At 60.8% G+C, this 16,254-nt stretch carries 17 protein-coding genes; 4 read left to right on the top strand and 13 right to left on the bottom strand.

The window, feature by feature from the left end:
- Nucleotides 1–75 precede the first annotated feature (75 nt).
- A complete protein-coding gene (locus tag P5706_RS07785; RefSeq protein WP_285678899.1) occupies nt 76–1,128 on the top strand; it encodes an NAD(P)-dependent alcohol dehydrogenase in 1,053 nt (350 codons plus the stop codon).
- On the opposite strand, the gene P5706_RS07780 is transcribed toward P5706_RS07785, so the two are convergent.
- The 6 genes from P5706_RS07780 to P5706_RS07755 form a co-directional block, all read right to left on the bottom strand.
- Nucleotides 1,129–1,932: an IclR family transcriptional regulator gene (locus P5706_RS07780; protein ID WP_285678898.1), complete on the bottom strand. Its 804-nt coding sequence runs from the start codon at nt 1,930–1,932 to the stop codon at nt 1,129–1,131. It abuts the gene before it with no gap.
- A 186-nt stretch (nt 1,933–2,118) separates the two neighbouring features.
- On the bottom strand, nt 2,119–3,084 hold the full coding sequence (gene araH, locus P5706_RS07775) for an L-arabinose ABC transporter permease AraH (protein WP_017138344.1): 966 nt from the start codon (nt 3,082–3,084) through the stop codon (nt 2,119–2,121).
- A gap of 19 nt (nt 3,085–3,103) precedes the next feature.
- Nucleotides 3,104–4,603: an L-arabinose ABC transporter ATP-binding protein AraG gene (gene araG, locus P5706_RS07770; protein ID WP_285678897.1), complete on the bottom strand. Its 1,500-nt coding sequence runs from the start codon at nt 4,601–4,603 to the stop codon at nt 3,104–3,106.
- Nucleotides 4,600–5,580, bottom strand: a complete 981-nt coding sequence (locus P5706_RS07765; protein ID WP_285678896.1) for a substrate-binding domain-containing protein — start codon at nt 5,578–5,580, stop codon at nt 4,600–4,602. The genes araG and P5706_RS07765 overlap by 4 nt, the downstream gene beginning before the upstream one ends.
- A gap of 22 nt (nt 5,581–5,602) precedes the next feature.
- The gene (locus P5706_RS07760) at nt 5,603–6,424 is read right to left on the bottom strand and encodes an SDR family oxidoreductase (RefSeq protein ID WP_285678895.1); all 822 of its coding nucleotides are present in this window, start codon (nt 6,422–6,424) and stop codon (nt 5,603–5,605) included.
- Nucleotides 6,425–6,691: 267 nt separating this feature from the next.
- Nucleotides 6,692–7,171 carry a GNAT family N-acetyltransferase gene (locus tag P5706_RS07755; protein WP_026013792.1) on the bottom strand — a complete coding sequence of 160 codons (480 nt, stop codon included), beginning with the start codon at nt 7,169–7,171 and terminating at the stop codon, nt 6,692–6,694.
- Nucleotides 7,172–7,358: 187 nt separating this feature from the next.
- On the opposite strand from P5706_RS07755, the gene P5706_RS07750 reads away from it, so the two are divergent.
- The 3 genes from P5706_RS07750 to P5706_RS07740 all read left to right on the top strand — a co-directional run bounded on the left by P5706_RS07750 (nt 7,359) and on the right by P5706_RS07740 (nt 9,285).
- Entirely contained in the window at nt 7,359–8,555 is a 1,197-nt protein-coding gene (locus tag P5706_RS07750; protein ID WP_285678894.1) for an MFS transporter, read from the top strand.
- An 85-nt stretch (nt 8,556–8,640) separates the two neighbouring features.
- Nucleotides 8,641–8,967 carry a hypothetical protein gene (locus P5706_RS07745; protein WP_200433807.1) on the top strand — a complete coding sequence of 109 codons (327 nt, stop codon included), beginning with the start codon at nt 8,641–8,643 and terminating at the stop codon, nt 8,965–8,967.
- A gap of 51 nt (nt 8,968–9,018) precedes the next feature.
- On the top strand, nt 9,019–9,285 hold the full coding sequence (locus P5706_RS07740) for a hypothetical protein (RefSeq protein ID WP_058420784.1): 267 nt from the start codon (nt 9,019–9,021) through the stop codon (nt 9,283–9,285).
- Nucleotides 9,286–9,404: 119 nt separating this feature from the next.
- Here the strand turns inward: P5706_RS07740 and P5706_RS07735 are convergent, their stop codons facing one another.
- The 7 genes from P5706_RS07735 to P5706_RS07705 all read right to left on the bottom strand — a co-directional run bounded on the left by P5706_RS07735 (nt 9,405) and on the right by P5706_RS07705 (nt 16,119).
- On the bottom strand, nt 9,405–10,322 hold the full coding sequence (locus P5706_RS07735) for a PfkB family carbohydrate kinase (protein ID WP_285678893.1): 918 nt from the start codon (nt 10,320–10,322) through the stop codon (nt 9,405–9,407).
- Nucleotides 10,315–11,781 carry a purine-cytosine permease family protein gene (locus tag P5706_RS07730; RefSeq protein WP_200433810.1) on the bottom strand — a complete coding sequence of 489 codons (1,467 nt, stop codon included), beginning with the start codon at nt 11,779–11,781 and terminating at the stop codon, nt 10,315–10,317. Before P5706_RS07730 ends, P5706_RS07735 begins: the two co-directional genes overlap by 8 nt.
- A gap of 193 nt (nt 11,782–11,974) precedes the next feature.
- Nucleotides 11,975–12,976, bottom strand: coding sequence for an ADP-ribosylglycohydrolase family protein (locus P5706_RS07725; protein WP_200433811.1), 1,002 nt, complete (start codon nt 12,974–12,976; stop codon nt 11,975–11,977).
- Nucleotides 12,973–13,686, bottom strand: coding sequence for a GntR family transcriptional regulator (locus P5706_RS07720; protein ID WP_285678892.1), 714 nt, complete (start codon nt 13,684–13,686; stop codon nt 12,973–12,975). The genes P5706_RS07725 and P5706_RS07720 overlap by 4 nt, the downstream gene beginning before the upstream one ends.
- Before the next feature lie 71 nt (nt 13,687–13,757).
- The gene (locus P5706_RS07715) at nt 13,758–14,318 is read right to left on the bottom strand and encodes a DUF1285 domain-containing protein (protein WP_285678890.1); all 561 of its coding nucleotides are present in this window, start codon (nt 14,316–14,318) and stop codon (nt 13,758–13,760) included.
- 18 nt (nt 14,319–14,336) lie between these two features.
- Nucleotides 14,337–14,942, bottom strand: coding sequence for a DUF4823 domain-containing protein (locus P5706_RS07710; protein ID WP_017138358.1), 606 nt, complete (start codon nt 14,940–14,942; stop codon nt 14,337–14,339).
- Between the two features lie 208 nt (nt 14,943–15,150).
- The gene (locus P5706_RS07705; RefSeq protein ID WP_285678889.1) at nt 15,151–16,119 is read right to left on the bottom strand and encodes a GTP 3',8-cyclase MoaA; all 969 of its coding nucleotides are present in this window, start codon (nt 16,117–16,119) and stop codon (nt 15,151–15,153) included.
- Between the last annotated feature and the right edge of the window lie 135 nt (nt 16,120–16,254).

The following is a 16,254-nucleotide window of genomic DNA, read 5'->3' as shown; positions in this document are numbered from 1 at the left end:
ATCGCCATGGCCGCATCCAGGCCTTGCGCGGAAAATGCGCCGCCTCCCTAGTCAATCCTTTTGCGAGGTTTCTACATGTACACCGCCATCGGTTATGCCGCCCAGTCGGCCACCACTCCCCTCGCCCCCATGTCTTTCGAACGCCGCAGCCCGCGCGCCGACGACATAGCCATCGAGATTCTCTACTGCGGCGTGTGCCACTCCGACATCCACCAGGCGCGTAACGAGTGGGGCATCGCCGTGTACCCGCTGATGCCGGGCCACGAGATCGTCGGCAAAGTCACCGCCGTCGGCGCCAGCGTGACTGCGCACAAAGTCGGCGATCTGGTGGGCGTGGGCTGCATGGTTGATTCGTGCCGCCACTGCGACGCTTGCCACGCGGACCTGGAGCAATACTGCCTCGAAGGCCCGACCATGACCTACGCCACCCCGGACCGGGTAGATGGCAGCAACACCATGGGCGGCTACTCCGACAGCATCGTGGTCAGCGAGCACTTCGTGGTGAAGATCCCGGCCAAGCTCGACCTGGCCAGCGCCGCGCCGATTCTGTGCGCAGGCATCACCACCTACTCGCCACTCAAGCACTACGGCGTCAAGGCTGGCGACAAAGTCGGCGTGCTGGGCATGGGCGGCCTGGGCCACATGGGCATCAAGTTCGCCAAGGCCATGGGCGCAGAAGTTACGCTGTTCACCCGCTCCGCGAGCAAGGCTGAAGAAGGCCGTCGCCAGGGCGCTGACCACGTGATCGTGTCCACCGATGCCGAGCAGATGAAAGCCGCCGCCGGCAGCTTTGACTTCCTGCTGGACACCATTCCGGTGCAGCACGACCTGAACCCCTACCTCGACGTGCTGCGCTTTGACGGCGTGCATATCCTGGTCGGCTTGATCGAGCCGGTCGACCCGCCGGTGAACGCCGCCAAGCTGGTGCTGGGCCGTAAAGTGCTGGCCGGCTCCTTGATCGGTGGCATTGCCGAAACCCAGGAAGTGCTGGATTTCTGCGCCGAACACAACATCACCTGCGACATCGAGATGCTCGATATCCGCCAGATCAACGAGGCTTACACTCGCATGATCGCCGGCGATGTGAAGTACCGCTTTGTCATCGACATGGCGACCTTGAAGGCCTGATCAGGCCTTAGCGCCCAACTCCGCTGACAGCCGCGCTGCGACCTGTTTGATCACAGGGATCAGCTCGGCCATCTTTTCCAGCGGCATGTAGGGCACGGTACTGGCGATGCTGATGCCGGCGACGATGCGCCGGCTGGCATCACGCACCGGTGCCGCCACACAACGGATCGACGGTTCGTTGTCTTCCAGGTCGAACGCATACCCGCCCTCCACGTATTCGCGCATGCGCTGCTCGAACTGCGCCCAGGATTGCTCTGGGTGCGACGGCCATTGCTGGCTCTTGCCCCCGGCGGGCAGGCTGGCTTCATACAGGCGCTGCCACTCCTGCACAGAGTCATCCAGCAACATTGCCTTGCCCACACCGGTGCGCGCCAGCGGCATGCGATGGCCGACCCGCGAGCGCATTTCCGGGCCGTAGCGGCCGGGGTTCTTGTGCAGGTAGAGCACGTCGTCGTATTCACGAATCGCCAAGTGGATGGTGTCGCCGGTGAGCGCCGACAGCTCATCCAGGTACGGCACCGCCAGGGTCACCAATGGCAGCTCGTCGCGGGCCTGAAAACCCAGTTCGATCAGCTTGGGCCCCAACAGGTAACCGACTTGCGGCACCACGCGCAAGTAACGCTCCTCCACCAGGCAGCTGGCCAGCCGGTGAGTGGTGCTGCGGGTGGTGCCGATGCGCTTGGCGATCTCTTTCAAGTCGCGCGCACCTGCCGCCACCGCTTGCACCACGCCCAGGCCACGCAGCAGGGTCTGGGTGCCGGTGGGAGCGGCGTCTTTGACGGGGATGTGGGCGTTTTCCTGCATATCGGGCCTATTAGGAAGTACGAAAACGGCGCCATTATGGCAAATGCAGCCCTGCTGAACAGAGGAGATCCATTGTGGGAGCTGGCTTGCCTGCGATGGCGGTGGGTCAGCTAATTATTTGTAGGCTGATGCACCGCTATCGCAGGCAAGCCAGCTCCCACATTTGGATCTTCATAGGGCGAGCGTTCAGCGTTGCTTCATGCGGTCGATGATGACCGCCAAGAGCAGGATCGAACCCCGGATCACATACTGGTAAAAAGTATCGATGTTCTTAAGGTTCATCGCGTTCTCGATGATCGCCAGAATCAACACCCCGGCAATCACATGGCGAATCATGCCGATACCACCACTCAGCGACACACCGCCCAACACACACGCCGAGATCACCGTCAGCTCAAAGCCCTGGCCGATCATTGGCTGGCCCGAGGTCATGCGCGAGGCGAGGATCACCCCGGCCAGTGCGCCAATCAAGCCGTGCACGGCAAAGATGATGATCTTGGTGCGGTCGACATTCACCCCAGCCAGCAACGCCGCTTCCTGGTTGCCGCCGATGGCCATGGTGTTGCGCCCATAGGTGGTGTAGTTGAGCAGCCAGCCGAAGAACACAAAGCACAACACAGTGATGATAATCGGCACCGGCACACCCATCAGTTGGCCGTTGCCGAACACAAAGAAGCGCTCGTCCATCACGCCGACGGCTTTGCCGTTGGAGAAGATATAGGCCAGCCCGCGCACGATCTGCATGGTCGCCAAGGTTGCGATCAACGCGTTGATGCGCAGCTTGGCGATCACAATGCCGTTGATCAGCCCCACCACCAGGCCCATGGCCAACGCAGCGGACACGCCGAGTACCACACTGTCGGTGTCACGAATCACAATCCCCGCGACCACACCGGCACAGGCGATCACCGAGCCGACTGACAAGTCGAAATGCCCCGACGCCAGGCAGAACAGCATGGTGCACGCAGCGATGCCCACCGTCGAAATCGCCAAGCCCAGCCCGCGCATATTCAGCGGCGAGAGGAAGTTGTCGATAAACAGCGCGCTGAGCACAAAGATGCTCAATGCCGCGAGCAGCATTACCCAATCATCGAGAAATTTACGTTGGTTGAAACCCGGCCAAAAGCCCTTTGCAGTTTTTACCTGTGACATACCTACACCCTCGAATTCTTCAAGCCCGCGAACGCGGGAGAGCCAGTTGCAACAGCTTCGCTTCATCCGCCTGGTCGCGGATCAACTCGCCAGTCAACGCGCCTTCACTCATCACCAAGATGCGGTCAGAGATGCCCATCACTTCCATCAGGTCGCTGGACACCACAATCACGGCAATGCCGCTGGCCGCGAGGTTATGGATGATCTGGTAAATCTCGGATTTGGCGCCGATATCAATACCGCGTGTGGGCTCATCCAGCAGCAGCACTTTCATCGGCATCGACAGCCAGCGGCCGAGAATGGCCTTCTGCTGATTGCCACCGGACAGGTACATGATTTTCTGTTCGGCGTTCGGCGTCTTGACCTTCATCGCCTTGATTTGCTTGTCGGCATTGCCCTTCTCCCAGCCTTCACGCAACAGCCAGCCAAAAGTGGAATGCGCGCCGCGTGCGCTGATATTGATGTTCTCGCCCACGCTGGACAGCGGAATGATGCCTTCCTTTTTGCGGTCCTCCGGGCACAGCAACACACCGGCGGCGATGGCATCGCGTGGTGAATGTAATGGCAGAGTTTGCCCAAACAATTCCAACTGCCCGGCCGTTGCGCGCTCCAGCCCACTGAGCAAACGAAACAGCTCGGTACGCCCAGCGCCCACCAGCCCGAAAAGGCCGAGAATCTCGCCCTTGTGTACCTGCAGGCTGACCGCTTCGCGCAGGCCAGGCCCAAGCAAACCGTTGACCTTGAGCGCCACTTCGCCGCGTTCGCGCGGGCGATAGTCGTAGATGTCCTGGATATCGCGCCCGACCATGCAGGTCACCAACTGGTCGTGAGTCAGGGTGGCCATATCCTCAAAAGTGCGCACATAACGGCCATCCTTGAACACCGTCACCGCATCGCAAATGCGGAACACCTCTTCCATGCGGTGCGACACATACAGCACCACTTTGCCCTCATCGCGCAGCCGCGTAATGATCGCCATCAAGCGGTCGATTTCCCGCGCCGACAAGCTGCTGGTGGGTTCGTCGAAGGCAATCACATGGGCACCACGGGACAACGCCTTGGCGATTTCCACCAGTTGGCGCTGGCCCAGCGACAAGCGCCCAAGCTTCTCTTGCGGGTCGATTTCATCGGCCAGGCCTTTAAGGCACGCCAACGCCTGCTTGCGCAGCTGGCCGCCGTTGACCACGCCGAAACGCGACGGCAAGTGCCCGAGAAACAGGTTCTCGGCCACGGTCATTTCCGGCACCAGATGCAGCTCCTGGTGAATCACCGCGACGCCGTTGGCGATGCTGTCGGCGGCGTTCTTAAACGCCATGACCTGCTCGCCGATCTGCACCGTGCCGCTGCTCGGCGTGTAGGCACCGCCAAGGATCTTGAGCAGCGTGGACTTGCCCGCGCCGTTCTCGCCCATCAGCGCATGCACCGAGTGCGGCCGCGCTTCAAAGCTGATCTGCGCCAAGGCCTTGACCCCGGGAAATTCCTTGCCGATGCCGTTGAAACGCAAGGCCGCGCCGGTCATTTCCACAGACCGGTTTTGCTCAACTCTTCCTTAAAGTTGGCGCGAGTGATCAGGGTTACGTTATCCAGCGCGGTGAACTTGGCAGGCTCGGTGCCTTTGGTGACCCACTCGAACATCGCCGTGGCGGTTTTGTAGCCGGATGCATCGGGGCTGAGCAGCATTGAGCCGTAGAAGCCAGTGTCGGTTTTCTTCAACTCTTCAATCGCATCAGTGCCGTTGATGCCGACGCCGATCACATTGGCCGCCTTGAAACCGGCGCTTTCGGTGGCGCGCACGCCGCCCAGTACGGTGCTGTCGTTCATGCCGCCGATAATCAGGTTTTTCGCGGTGCCCGGCAGCTTTACCAGCGCCGAGTTGGTGGCGTCCATGCTGCCTGGCACGTCGAGGGTTTTCTGTGCGCTGAACAGGATGTGGTCAGCAGGCAAGCCGGCAGCCTTGAGGCCTTCGACCGAACCGTCGGTGCGTTTCTTGCCGGTTTCCAGCTCGTCAAAGGTGTTGATGACGGCGTAGGTTTCCTTCCAGTCCCAGTTGCGCTGCTTGGCTTCGGCGGCCATGGCCTCGCCTTGCTTCTGGCCGATCTTGTAGGCATCCAGGCCCACATAAGGCACGTCTTCCATGGGCTTGCCCTTGGCATCGACAAACCGGTCATCCACCGCCAGCACTTTCAAGCCGTTGAGCTTGGCCTTGGCCATGATCGCCGGGCCGAGGGACACGTCCGGCGGGCAGATGACAAAACCCTTGGCGCCGTTGGCCGCGAGGGTGTCGATGGCCGAGAGGGTTTTTTCGCCGTCGGGCACGGCGATCTTGATCACGGTGAAGCCCTGGTCCTTACCGGCCTTTTCGGCAAAGGCCCATTCAGTCTGGAACCAGGGTTCTTCGGCCTGCTTGACCAGAAAGCCGATCTTCACTTCTTCGGCCGCCGCAAAACCGCTGAAGGCCATCGCCAGCGCCACGGCGCCTAACGTCTTCTTGAACATGAACCACCTCTCTTGATTGTTGTTAGTCGTGGTACATCACAGAACGCCCGCCATCGATCATCAGGCAGGTTGCATTGATAAAGGGTGCCTCGTCGGTGGCCAGAAACAGCGCCGTCATCGCCACCTCGACCGGTTGGCCGATGCGCTTGGGCGGGTGCAAATCGAAGGCGCGCTGGCGCTCGGCATGCGGGTCAGGGAAACCGTTCCAGTAATCGACGTTGAGTTGGGTTTCGATGTAGCCCGGCGCGATGGCATTTACGCGGATGCCTTTGGGCGCGTATTCGATGCCGAGGGCGCGGGTGAGACCAAGCAGGCCATGCTTGGCTACCGGATAGGGAAAACAGCCGGGAATGATGTGGCTGGAATGGGTGGAGGCGATGTTGATGATGTTGCCTATACCCTGCTCGATCATGTGCGGCAACACCGTGCGGCAACCGAACCAGGCGCCATCGAGGTCGATGGCGAAGCAGCGGCGCCAGTCTTCATCGGTCATTTGCAGCGGGTCGCGGAACACGTTGACGCCGGCGCAGTTGATCAACACATCCACACGGCCAAAGCGCTCGATGGCCACATTGACCAGCGCCTGCCATTGCTCTTTGGAGGTGATATCGACGGCCTGCGCGACAATTTCAGCGCCGCGCTCACGCCAATGGGCGGCGACTTGCTCGACCTTTTCGGCCTGGATATCCGCAATCACCAGCCGTGCCTGCTGGGCCTGGAAGCAGGCGACGATCGCCTCACCAATGCCTTGGGCGGCACCGGTGATGATCACCACTTTGTTTTTCAGCCGCTCGCCATAGGTGGGTTCGGGCACGGCGGGTAATGACAACGGTTGGGACTGCATCGCTTCACCTGTTTTATTTTTGGTAGTGAGTGCTGATGCAGGCGACTATAAACCCATCTTTTAAAATATCTCAATATATAAATTTGCATCCCATATAGTGAGACATGACGCAAAAAAATGTGAGTGCCGATCTCTGTGGGAGCTGGCTTGCCTGCGATACGGGCACCTCGGTATTTCAGTTACACCGAAGTGATGCTTTCGCAGGCAAGCCAGCTCCCACACAAGCCCGCCCCCACAGTGGGCCTTCAGTGTTTTTGAATGACGGTTTCAGCCCTGAGCAAAGTCGCGCAGTGCATTACCCTCCATGCGATAGCGCACCCACTCTTCCTGCGGCTGCGCGCCGATGGACTTGTAGAAGGCAATCGCCGGTTCGTTCCAGTCCAGCACGCTCCATTCAAAACGCCCGCAACCGTTATCGCAGGCGATCTTGGCCAGGTGGCGCAAGAGCTTCTTACCCGCCCCGCCGCCGCGTTGCTCGGGGTTGATGTAGAGGTCTTCGAGGTACAGGCAGTTGCTGCCCAGCCAGGTGGAGTAACTGAAAAAGAACACCGCAAAGCCAATCGGCAGGCCATCCCGTGAACAGATCAGGCCATGGGCGGTGGCGCCCTCGCTGAACAGGCTGCGCTCGATATCCACCACACTGGCGATCACTTCATGGCGGGCCTTTTCGTACTCGGCAAGCTCGGTGATGAAGGTCAGGATCTGCGCAGCATCGCTGGGCACGGCAGGGCGAATCTCGATGGTCATGGGCGGGCCTTGGGCAATTTCAAAGGCCACATACTAAGGCGCTTTGATGACTGATTGCAGTGCAATTTGTTTACTCCGGCCTGGCGTAAAGCAAGCGCCACCAACCACAGAACAAACCCTGCGCGCGGGCATGGTAAACAGTCGTCATAACGCCAATAACTCACGCTAATAAATTCCAGGTTACCCCATGCCCTCCACACCTGCCGTAAACACCAGGCTGTTCGCCCTGTTCTGCCTCGCCAGCTTTTTGTTGTCGCTGTCCTACGGCTCGACGTTTTTATTGTCGCTGCTGATCCACGCGCGCGGCGGCAATGAGCACGATGCCGGCAGCGTGATTTCCATGGCGATGCTCAGTACGTTCGTGGCGGTAGTGTTCTGCGGCCACTTGGCCGATGCCGTGGGTGCAGCGCGCGCGATTGCGGGCATGGGCGTGTTGTTGGTGGTGGCGTGCCTGGGTTTTGCCCTGACGCCGGGGTTTGGCCTGGGGTTGATGCTGTTTGGTCTGTCGCTGGGGTTGGGCTGGGGTGTGTTCTACACCTTGGGGCCGATCATCGTCACGCTACTGGTGCAACCGGCGCAGCGGGCCAGGTATTTTGCGCTGCTGTCGGGCAGTATGTTGAGCGGGATCGGTGCCGGGCCTTTGCTCGGCAGAGCCGCCGGCGCGCTGGACCTGCCTCTGACGGCAGCCTTCTCTATCGCCGGCCTGGCCAGCCTGGTCGGCGTGCTGATGTTCTGGCGAATGGGCGCACAGCTCAAGCATCACACGAATGCGCCGACCTCGAAGATTTCCTGGGCATCGAGCCGCCGCGTGCTGTCATCCAAAGCCGCGTTTGCGATCCTGATGGTCGGCCTGGGCGGCTGTGTGTTTGGTGGGCTGTCATCGTTTCAGACCAGCTATGCCGCTGCGCATGGCTTGGACTATTCGCTGTTCTTTGGCGGCTTCCTGAGCGCCGCCATTACCAGCCGGCTGTTGATCGCCGGCCACGTGGTCAAACGCGACGCGTACTGGGCTGCCTGCGTGCTGTCCGGGATCATGCTCGGCTCGATCGCGCTGTTTGCGTTTGGCGTGAGTGGCAACCTCAGTTACCTGTTGGCAGCCGGCACGCTGGGCGTGGGTTATGGCCTGACGTACTCGGTGATCAATGGGCTGGTGGCCAATGAAGCACCGCCCGGTACGACGTCACAAGCCTTGCTGTTGTTCAGCCTGGCGTACTTTGTCGGGGTGTTCGGCTTTCCGCTGCTGGCGGGCAAGCTCATCGTCGATTACGGCTTGCCGACGCTGCTGGCAAGTGTGCTGGGCGTGGGCTTGTTCAACTGGTTGATCACGGTGGCGCGGTTGATCTGGCGCCAGCGTTCGGCACACAAAATCTTACAGGTGAGATAAGACCGTTCGTCGCCATCAAGGCACGAACTGCAAATGAGGGCGGACCAATAAAGGGTAAGGACATTAATCATATGGAGACACCCTCATGAAGAATTCCAAATTTGCTGCCCTCGCCCTCACCGGCCTGCTGTCTGCCGCTTCGTTGAGTGCCGTTGCCGCCACCTCGTCTACCGGCACCACCAACCCTGCTACCAAGGAGTCTCAGGATTCGATGGGCACAGGGATGGAAACCAACGGTGGCGCGATTATTGATAACGGTGCAGACCCGCGCACCAAAGGTGCCGATACCCAACGCCAGGCACCGGCTGCAGTCGGTAATGGCAAAATGGGCCCTGGCGTCAATAAAGAGCCCACCATCAACAAGGGCGATGACAACAACATCCCAGGCGCGCCAAAACAACCTGCGCCTTGATGCATCGATAGCAGCACCAACACCCGATCATTTCCCAGTGAAGAGGTACGCATGAACGTCGATAGAAACCTTGAGAAAGAAGTCCTCACCCGCCTGCTGCATGCCCACCCTAACGGCTTGGGCAAGGAGGTGCTGGATAACTACCGCGGCGAAAAAGAGGTCGCCAGTGTGCTGGCGTTTCTGCAGGACCGTGGGTTTATCAAGGATGGGCATGTGACCACCGACGACGCCGGTGAATATTCGTTGAACTTGCCGATCAAGCTGACCGCCTCGGGCGTTGATGAGGCTCGCAAGCTGGAAGGCGAAGGCACGGTTTAAGCTGGACGAAGATCAAGTGTGGGAGCGGGCTTGCCCGCGATGGCGGTGTGTCAGCAGAAGATGTACTAGCTGGCGCACCGCCATCGCAGGCAAGCCAGCTCCCACATTTTTATTTGTGTTTAGTCAGTCAGCAATGCGTCGACTTCAGCAGTGCCCGGCGACGTTGCCGGTCCCCAGCGTGTAACCGCCAACGCTGCCGCCGCATTGGCTCGACGTGCTGCCGCTGCAGGTTCCAAACCCTTGGCCAACCCGGCCAGAAACACCCCGGCATGGGCATCACCCGCACCATTGCTATCCACCGCCTGCACCTTGAAACCCGGCACATGCTCGGCCTTGCCCTGGCGACTCACCCAGCAGCCATTCGGCCCGTCGCGCACCACCAGTAATGCCTCAGCCGGCAGGTGACGATTGAGTTCGCGCAGCGCTTCGGCCAGCGTTCCGGCCCCGGTAAACGCCAGGGCTTCGGGGCCGTTGCTGGTCCAGATGTCGATGCGTGGCAGCAAGGCAGCCATCAATGCCGAATCCGGCGCCTTGACCAACGGCCCCGGGTCGAACACCACGGTGATCTCCCGCGGCAGCGCCAGCAACCAATCGAGCAATGCCTGGGCCTTGCCGTCGAGTAACAGGCTGTAGCCGCTGACGTAGACATAATCGTCTGCGCGCGGCACGACGCCTGCGAGGTCCTCGGCACTCAAGTCACCCTCAGCACCGATATGCGAAATAAAGGTGCGTTCGGTGCTGGCCTCGGTCAGCGACACGCACAAACCGGTGTCTTTGCCCGTACTGGCCGCCTGCGCCATCTCCACGCCTTCGGCCTGCATGGCGGCGCGCGCCAGGTCGCCGAAGCGCCCGCTGCCATGGCGGCCGAGGTAAACCACCGGCAAACCATTGCGCCGTGCGGCGGCCAGCACGTTGAAGCCGCCGCCGGCTTCGAAGCTGGCGGATTGCGCCAGCACGTCGCCGCCGGTTGCTGGCAGTGTGTCGAGGGCCATGACCAGGTCGACGATGACCTGGCCGGTGTGCAGCAATCTAGACATTAGCGCGCTCTACCAAAGCCGGGCGACGGTCAGCTGCGCCGCCCAGTACCGCATAAATCCCACCGGCCACCACGAAGGTGACGATCCAGCCCAGGCCGTTGTGGCCCAGCCAGGAGTCGGACAAAGGCCCGGCGAACCAGATGTTTTCGGCGGTGGTGCCGATGGTGGTGAAGCTGAAACCCAACACGATCGCCACGGCCCAGGCGCCGAATGCACGCCATTCCACGCCGCCGCGATACCAGTAGGCACTGCTTGGGCTTACGTCCAGCAGGTCTTTGGGGCTGTAGTAGTGACGGTGAATCAGGTCGACCACGAAGATCCCGACCCAGGCGGTGATCGGCACAGCCAGCAGTGAGATGAAGGTGATGAACGGGCCGTAGAAACTGTCGGCAATCAGCATGAAGTAAATCGAACCGGCGAAGATCGCCACGATATCGACGATCACCGCATGCACGCGCTTGACCTTGAGGCCCAAGGTCAAGGTGGTGAGACCGGCCGAGTACACCGAGAGGTTATTGGAGAGCAACAGCCCGCCGAACGCGGTGATCAAGTACGGCACGGCCATCCAGGTCGGCAGCATGTCGCGGATCGCGATGATCGGATCGGTGGCCGACGCCAGGTCGTTGTTGCCCACCGACAGCAGGCCGCCGAGGGTGATCAACAGCACCAGCGGGATGCCCGCACCAAACGCGGCAGACGCCACCAGGCGCACGGCCTTGACGCTCCGGTGCTGGTAGCGCGACATGTCGGCACCAGCGTTGGCCCAGCCGATACCGGTGCCGGCCGCCATGGTGCCGACGCCGATGATCATGGCGCTCAGCGGCGCCGGGGTGGCGTTGAACACCGCGCTCCAGTCGATGGTGGCGCAAAGGAAGCCGCCAACCAGAATGTTCAACGCGCCGAATACGTAGGTGGCCCACTTCTGGATCACCAGCAAGGTTGCATGGCCGAGGCCGGATACGGACAGGGTCAGCAGCACGAAGATGGCGATAAAGATCAGCGTGAGTACCGGCGCACTTTTGGCTTCGACCGGCGAGCCGAACAGGATCGAACACAACGACAGCAGCACAAAGGCGGCGGTGGTGGTGTTGACGGTTTCCCAGCCCAGGCGCGACATCAGCGAGACCAGCGTGGGGCCGATATTGCCGCGCACACCGAAGATCGCGCGCGACAGCGTCAGGCTCGGTGCGCGGCCACGACGGCCGGCAATCGAGATGATGCCCACCACGGCAAAGGAGCCGGCGGCGCCGAGGATCGCCACAATGATCGCCTGCCAGATCGCCAGGCCACGGAACGCCACCAGGGTCGCCCCAAGTGGCAAGCCAAGGATGCTGATGTTAGCCGCGAACCACACCCAGAACAGTTGCAGCGGGTGGCCGTTGCACTCGCCTTCGGGGACCGGTTCGATGCCGCGTGTTTCCAATTGCCCGGCACTTTGGCCGGAAGAAGTGCTGCTCATGAGGGGTGCTCCTGGTGCCTGTATTGTTGTGGTTGTGGCAGATAGTCAAAGCTTTAACCGGTCGTCCTGACTCAAACACGATTTAATGTGGGAGCTGGCTTGCCTGCGATAGCGGTCTTTCAGTGAGTGCATCAGTGGCTGGCACGCCGTTATCGCAGGCAAGCCAGCTCCCACATTTTTTGATCGGTGGTGATCAGCGCAATTGCAGCAGCCCCTGCACCAGTGGCTGCAAATCCAAACCATTGACCTGCTTGACCTGCTCGATCATCGCCTCAGGCCAGCACTGCATCCCCAGGCACGCGCCTAACATCGCACCCAGCATGGCGGCGATGGTGTCGGTGTCGCCGCCAAGGCTGGCCGCCAGGCACAGCGCCTCGAAGGCATTCATGTCACCCACCGCCACTTGCTGGGCGAGGGCAAACGACACCACTACCGATTCCTGAGAGGCGACGGAGGTGCCGATCAGTTCGTAAAGCAGGTCGGCAAACAGGGCTTTGTCGCCGCTGCCGACGCTCAAGGTGCGCGCCCAACTGATGCGCGTGGAAATCCGCCCACCGGCAATCCAATGGCCATGGCCTTCGGCCTGCTGGGCAATCTGAGTGCCGATGTTCAGCGCTTCGCCCAAATCCACACCGTTGATACCCGCCGAGACCACTGCCGCCACCGCCGCCGCACTGGAGATGCCCAGGTTGGTGTTATGGGTGACCTGGCAGGCCTGGATCACCGCCTGGATAAACTGCGCCGGGTCGCTGACGTCGGCGGCAATCCCCACTGGCGTGATGCGCATCGCGGCGCCATTGGTAGTGCCGTAGCGCCCGGATTCTTCCGGGGTGTGGCCGGCGAGGATCATGTCGATGGCGCGTTTGGTCGATGGCCCCAGCAAGTCCTGGGAGCCTTTGGCGCGCATCGCCGCTTCCCAGTCGATCAGGCGCTGGGCGAGTACCGTGGGTTCGATCTTGCCCTGCCCCTGCACCAGCAACTCACCGACCAGAATCGCCTGCTCAGTGTCATCGGTGATGGAGCCGGCCGGCATGTTCGGCGCGATGGGTTGATCGGCGCCAGCCTCTTGCAGAGCGGTGATGGCCCCGAAGCGCTGCTGCACCTGCTCACGGCTCAATGACTGGGTGGGCATGCCCAATGCATCGCCCAGGGCCAGGCCGTAAAAGGCACCGAGGGCACGATTTTGCGCGGTCATTTCGAAGCTCCAAACTGCAGGTGCAGGCGAAAATGCAAAGGGTCGAGCAAGCTTTCGACATGCTCCATAAAACGTTCGCGGCGGTCGTAGGTGGTGCGCGAGGCTTTGAGAAACACCGTACCGGCTGGGCGGCCGAGCAGCTCGGCGTCTTCATCGCTCAAGGGCTCGGCGCCTATCCACTGGTCCCCTTCGGCGCCCACATAGCCGTAGGCGGCCAGGGTGATGGTGAGGGAATTGTCGATCAGGCCAACGCGCGGCAAGCTTTCCAGGCCGCCGGTGGCGGGCATCAGCGAACGTTCCAGGGACACGGCGGTGCCATCGGGGGTGCGCCGACGGCGGTCGAGGGCAATAAATTGGTCGCTGCCAAAACGGCTGAGCAGGTCCGGTCGGGTCACGGCTTCCAGGCGCAGGATGTCGGTGATGACCAATGCGCCAGTGTCGGCCAGCGCCTGTGCCCAACCGCTGCGTTGGTCGAGCACCATGCCGTCAAAGGTGACGATGGAGCCGACGCCGCTTTGCGTGGCGATGTAGTTGCGCCGTTTGAGCTCCGCCAGGGCTTCGCGCAAGGTGCCACGGCTGACCGCAAACTCCTCGGCCAGTTGATGTTCGCCCGGCAACAGGAAACCATCGGCCATCACTCCAGCCTCGATACGGCGGATAAGCTCGTCGACGACGCGTTTTTTCTTATCAAATCGGACATGTCTAATCATGTACAAATTGATAACCGAAAGCGCCCGATCTCAGCAAGCAAAATTATTTCAGGATGATGAAAAAATCGGCCTCAGGGCTCCAGGCCAATGCGGAAAAACTCCCCGCCGCTCCATACGCCAAGCCAGTTCTGACCGTTGATCGGACGGCTGACCGCCAACTCGACCAATTGGTAAAACACGTTGCGGTGCACCAGGGCTTCAAGGTTGGTGCGCACTCGCAGGTAGGGCGCGGGTTCTTGAGTGATCGGGTCGATTACCACGCGCAAGGGGTGTTCAAGGCCCGCTTCAATGTCCTCGTCGACGTTGGTGGTAAAGCGCAGTACCTGGCTTTCACCCTGCCCTTCGACTTCCAGCGTTACCGCGACAAAGGGCGCATCATCGACGCTGATACCGACCTTTTCCACGGGAGTGACTAAGAAGTAATCATCGCCATCGCGGCGAATGATGTTGGAGAACAACTTGACCATCGGCTTACGTCCGATCGGCGTGCCCTGGTAAAACCAAGTGCCGTCACGCGCGATGCGCATGTCGATGTTGCCGCAGAAATCCGGGTTCCACAGGTGTACCGGCGCCGGCCCCTTGCCCTTGGGCAGTTGGGCCAATAGATCATTGGCCTTGGCGGAATCGGTCATAGGGTTCTCCTCTGGATTTTATTGATCACCCATTCCCAACAGGCCGCGGGCGTATTGGGCCAACGGGCGGGCAATCAAGTCTTCTGGCTTGTTGTCGTGGAACGTCAGTAAACCGCCACGACTGCGAATGCGTGCAGTATCAATCAAATACTGGGTGCTGGTCTCGATCAACATGATCTGGATTACGCCGCTGTCGAGGCCGACACGGTCCAACGCTTGCTGATCGGTCCACTCATCGGCATTGCCGATCCGGTCATCGGCTGCCGCAAAGCGGCAATACAGCAGGTAGTGAGCGCCCGCCGCACGGGCTTCGGCCATGGCCTGTTCGAGGCCTTCCGGCTTACGGGCGCGACGCACCATCGGGAAATATTCGACGAAGCCGTTAAAGGCTTCTTCGGCCACCACGTTAGGTCGCGGATAGGCGCTGCCTGGCGGCACAAAGGCGCCCTGGGCGATAAACACAAAGGAGTCCGGCTGTATGCGCACCGAGGCGGTACGGCGGGTATCACTGTGGTCCAGCAGCCCGGCGTCGCTCATCTGATAGCGGGTGCCTTCGGCCATATCGCTGACGGTCATGCAGCCACTCAGCGCCACTGACGCCAGCAACAAAACCAGACTACGCATCCTAATCCTCCAGAAGCCGGTGACGGAAAACCGGCGAATGGGCACTTAATGCAGAATCCGCGCCATTCAAGAACGATGCAAAGCAAATGTGGGAGCTGGCTTGCCTGCGATGCAGACACCCAGGTACATCAAGTACACCGAGGTGATGCAATCGCAGGCAAGCCAGCTCCCACAAAAAGCCTGTTCCTACATTCGATTGTGTGCGGTATTAGCCGCCGATGATCTTCATGACCGTGGCGCCGCCCGAGAAGGCCACTTCCTGTTTGTCACCGAGGGCCTTCATCAACAGACCTTGCAGGGCCGGCAGTGCCTGATGGCGCGGTTGGTCCAGCAGGTCGCCCACATAGTGGCGGTTGCTCGACGACAAACAGCCATGCAACCAACCGGTAGACGACAAGCGCAGGCGCGAGCAAGTGCGGCAGAACGGCACGCTTTCGTTGGCGATCACGCCAAAGAAGCCCCTGCCCGGCACTTCATAACGCACCGCCGTGGCATCAATCGGCGCGTTGGCTTGCAGGTATTCGTGATGTTCGCCGATCAGGCTGAGCAGTTGCTGCAAGCTGACGAACTGCTGCAGGAAGGCATTGGAATCCTTGGCCAGGTGGCCCATGCGCATCAGTTCGATAAAGCGCAGCTCGTAGCCGCGCTCCAGGCAGTAGTCGAGCAGCGGCATCACCTGGTCGAGGTTCTGCCCGCGCAACGGCACCATATTGACTTTGATCTTGATGCCGGCGGCGCGGGCCTGGTCCATGCCATCGAGCACGGTGGCCAGGTCGCCGCCACGGGCGATACTGCGGAAAGCGTCCGTATCCAAGGTATCAAGGGACACGTTGATGCGCCGAATACCCGCATCCACCAGCAGCGGTAGCTTGCGCGCGAGCAGTTGGCCATTAGTGGTCAGGCTGATATCACTGAGGCCCATGCCGCCCACGGCGCCCATGAAGGCTTCCAGCTTGGGGCTGACCAACGGTTCACCGCCGGTAATGCGCAGGCGCTCAATGCCGGCCGCTTCGATCAGATACGCCACGCCACGCGCCATGGCCTCGGCCGAGAGTTCGTCCTGGGCAGCCACCAGCCGCTTGCCGTTTGGCACGCAGTAGGTACACGCGTAATTGCAGGCTGAGGTCAGGCTGATCCGCAAATTGCGAAATCGCCTGCCTTGACGATCAACGATCATGGATCACTCCGGCAGAGGATGGTTCTGGCGCGCTAAAAACTGACTGAAAAATCAGCTTTTAGCAAGCGTCCTTGCCTGAGTATATTCCTGGGGTACTGCAAGCGGCAGCAAATCATTGCGCCATCACTGTCGGGA

Source organism: Pseudomonas sp. ChxA (assembly GCF_030263855.1).
GTDB classification, from domain to species: Bacteria; Pseudomonadota; Gammaproteobacteria; order Pseudomonadales; family Pseudomonadaceae; genus Aquipseudomonas; species Aquipseudomonas fluorescens_CB.
The sequence above is the reverse complement of the archived record's forward strand: the minus strand, read 5'-3'. Positions and strand labels throughout refer to the sequence as shown.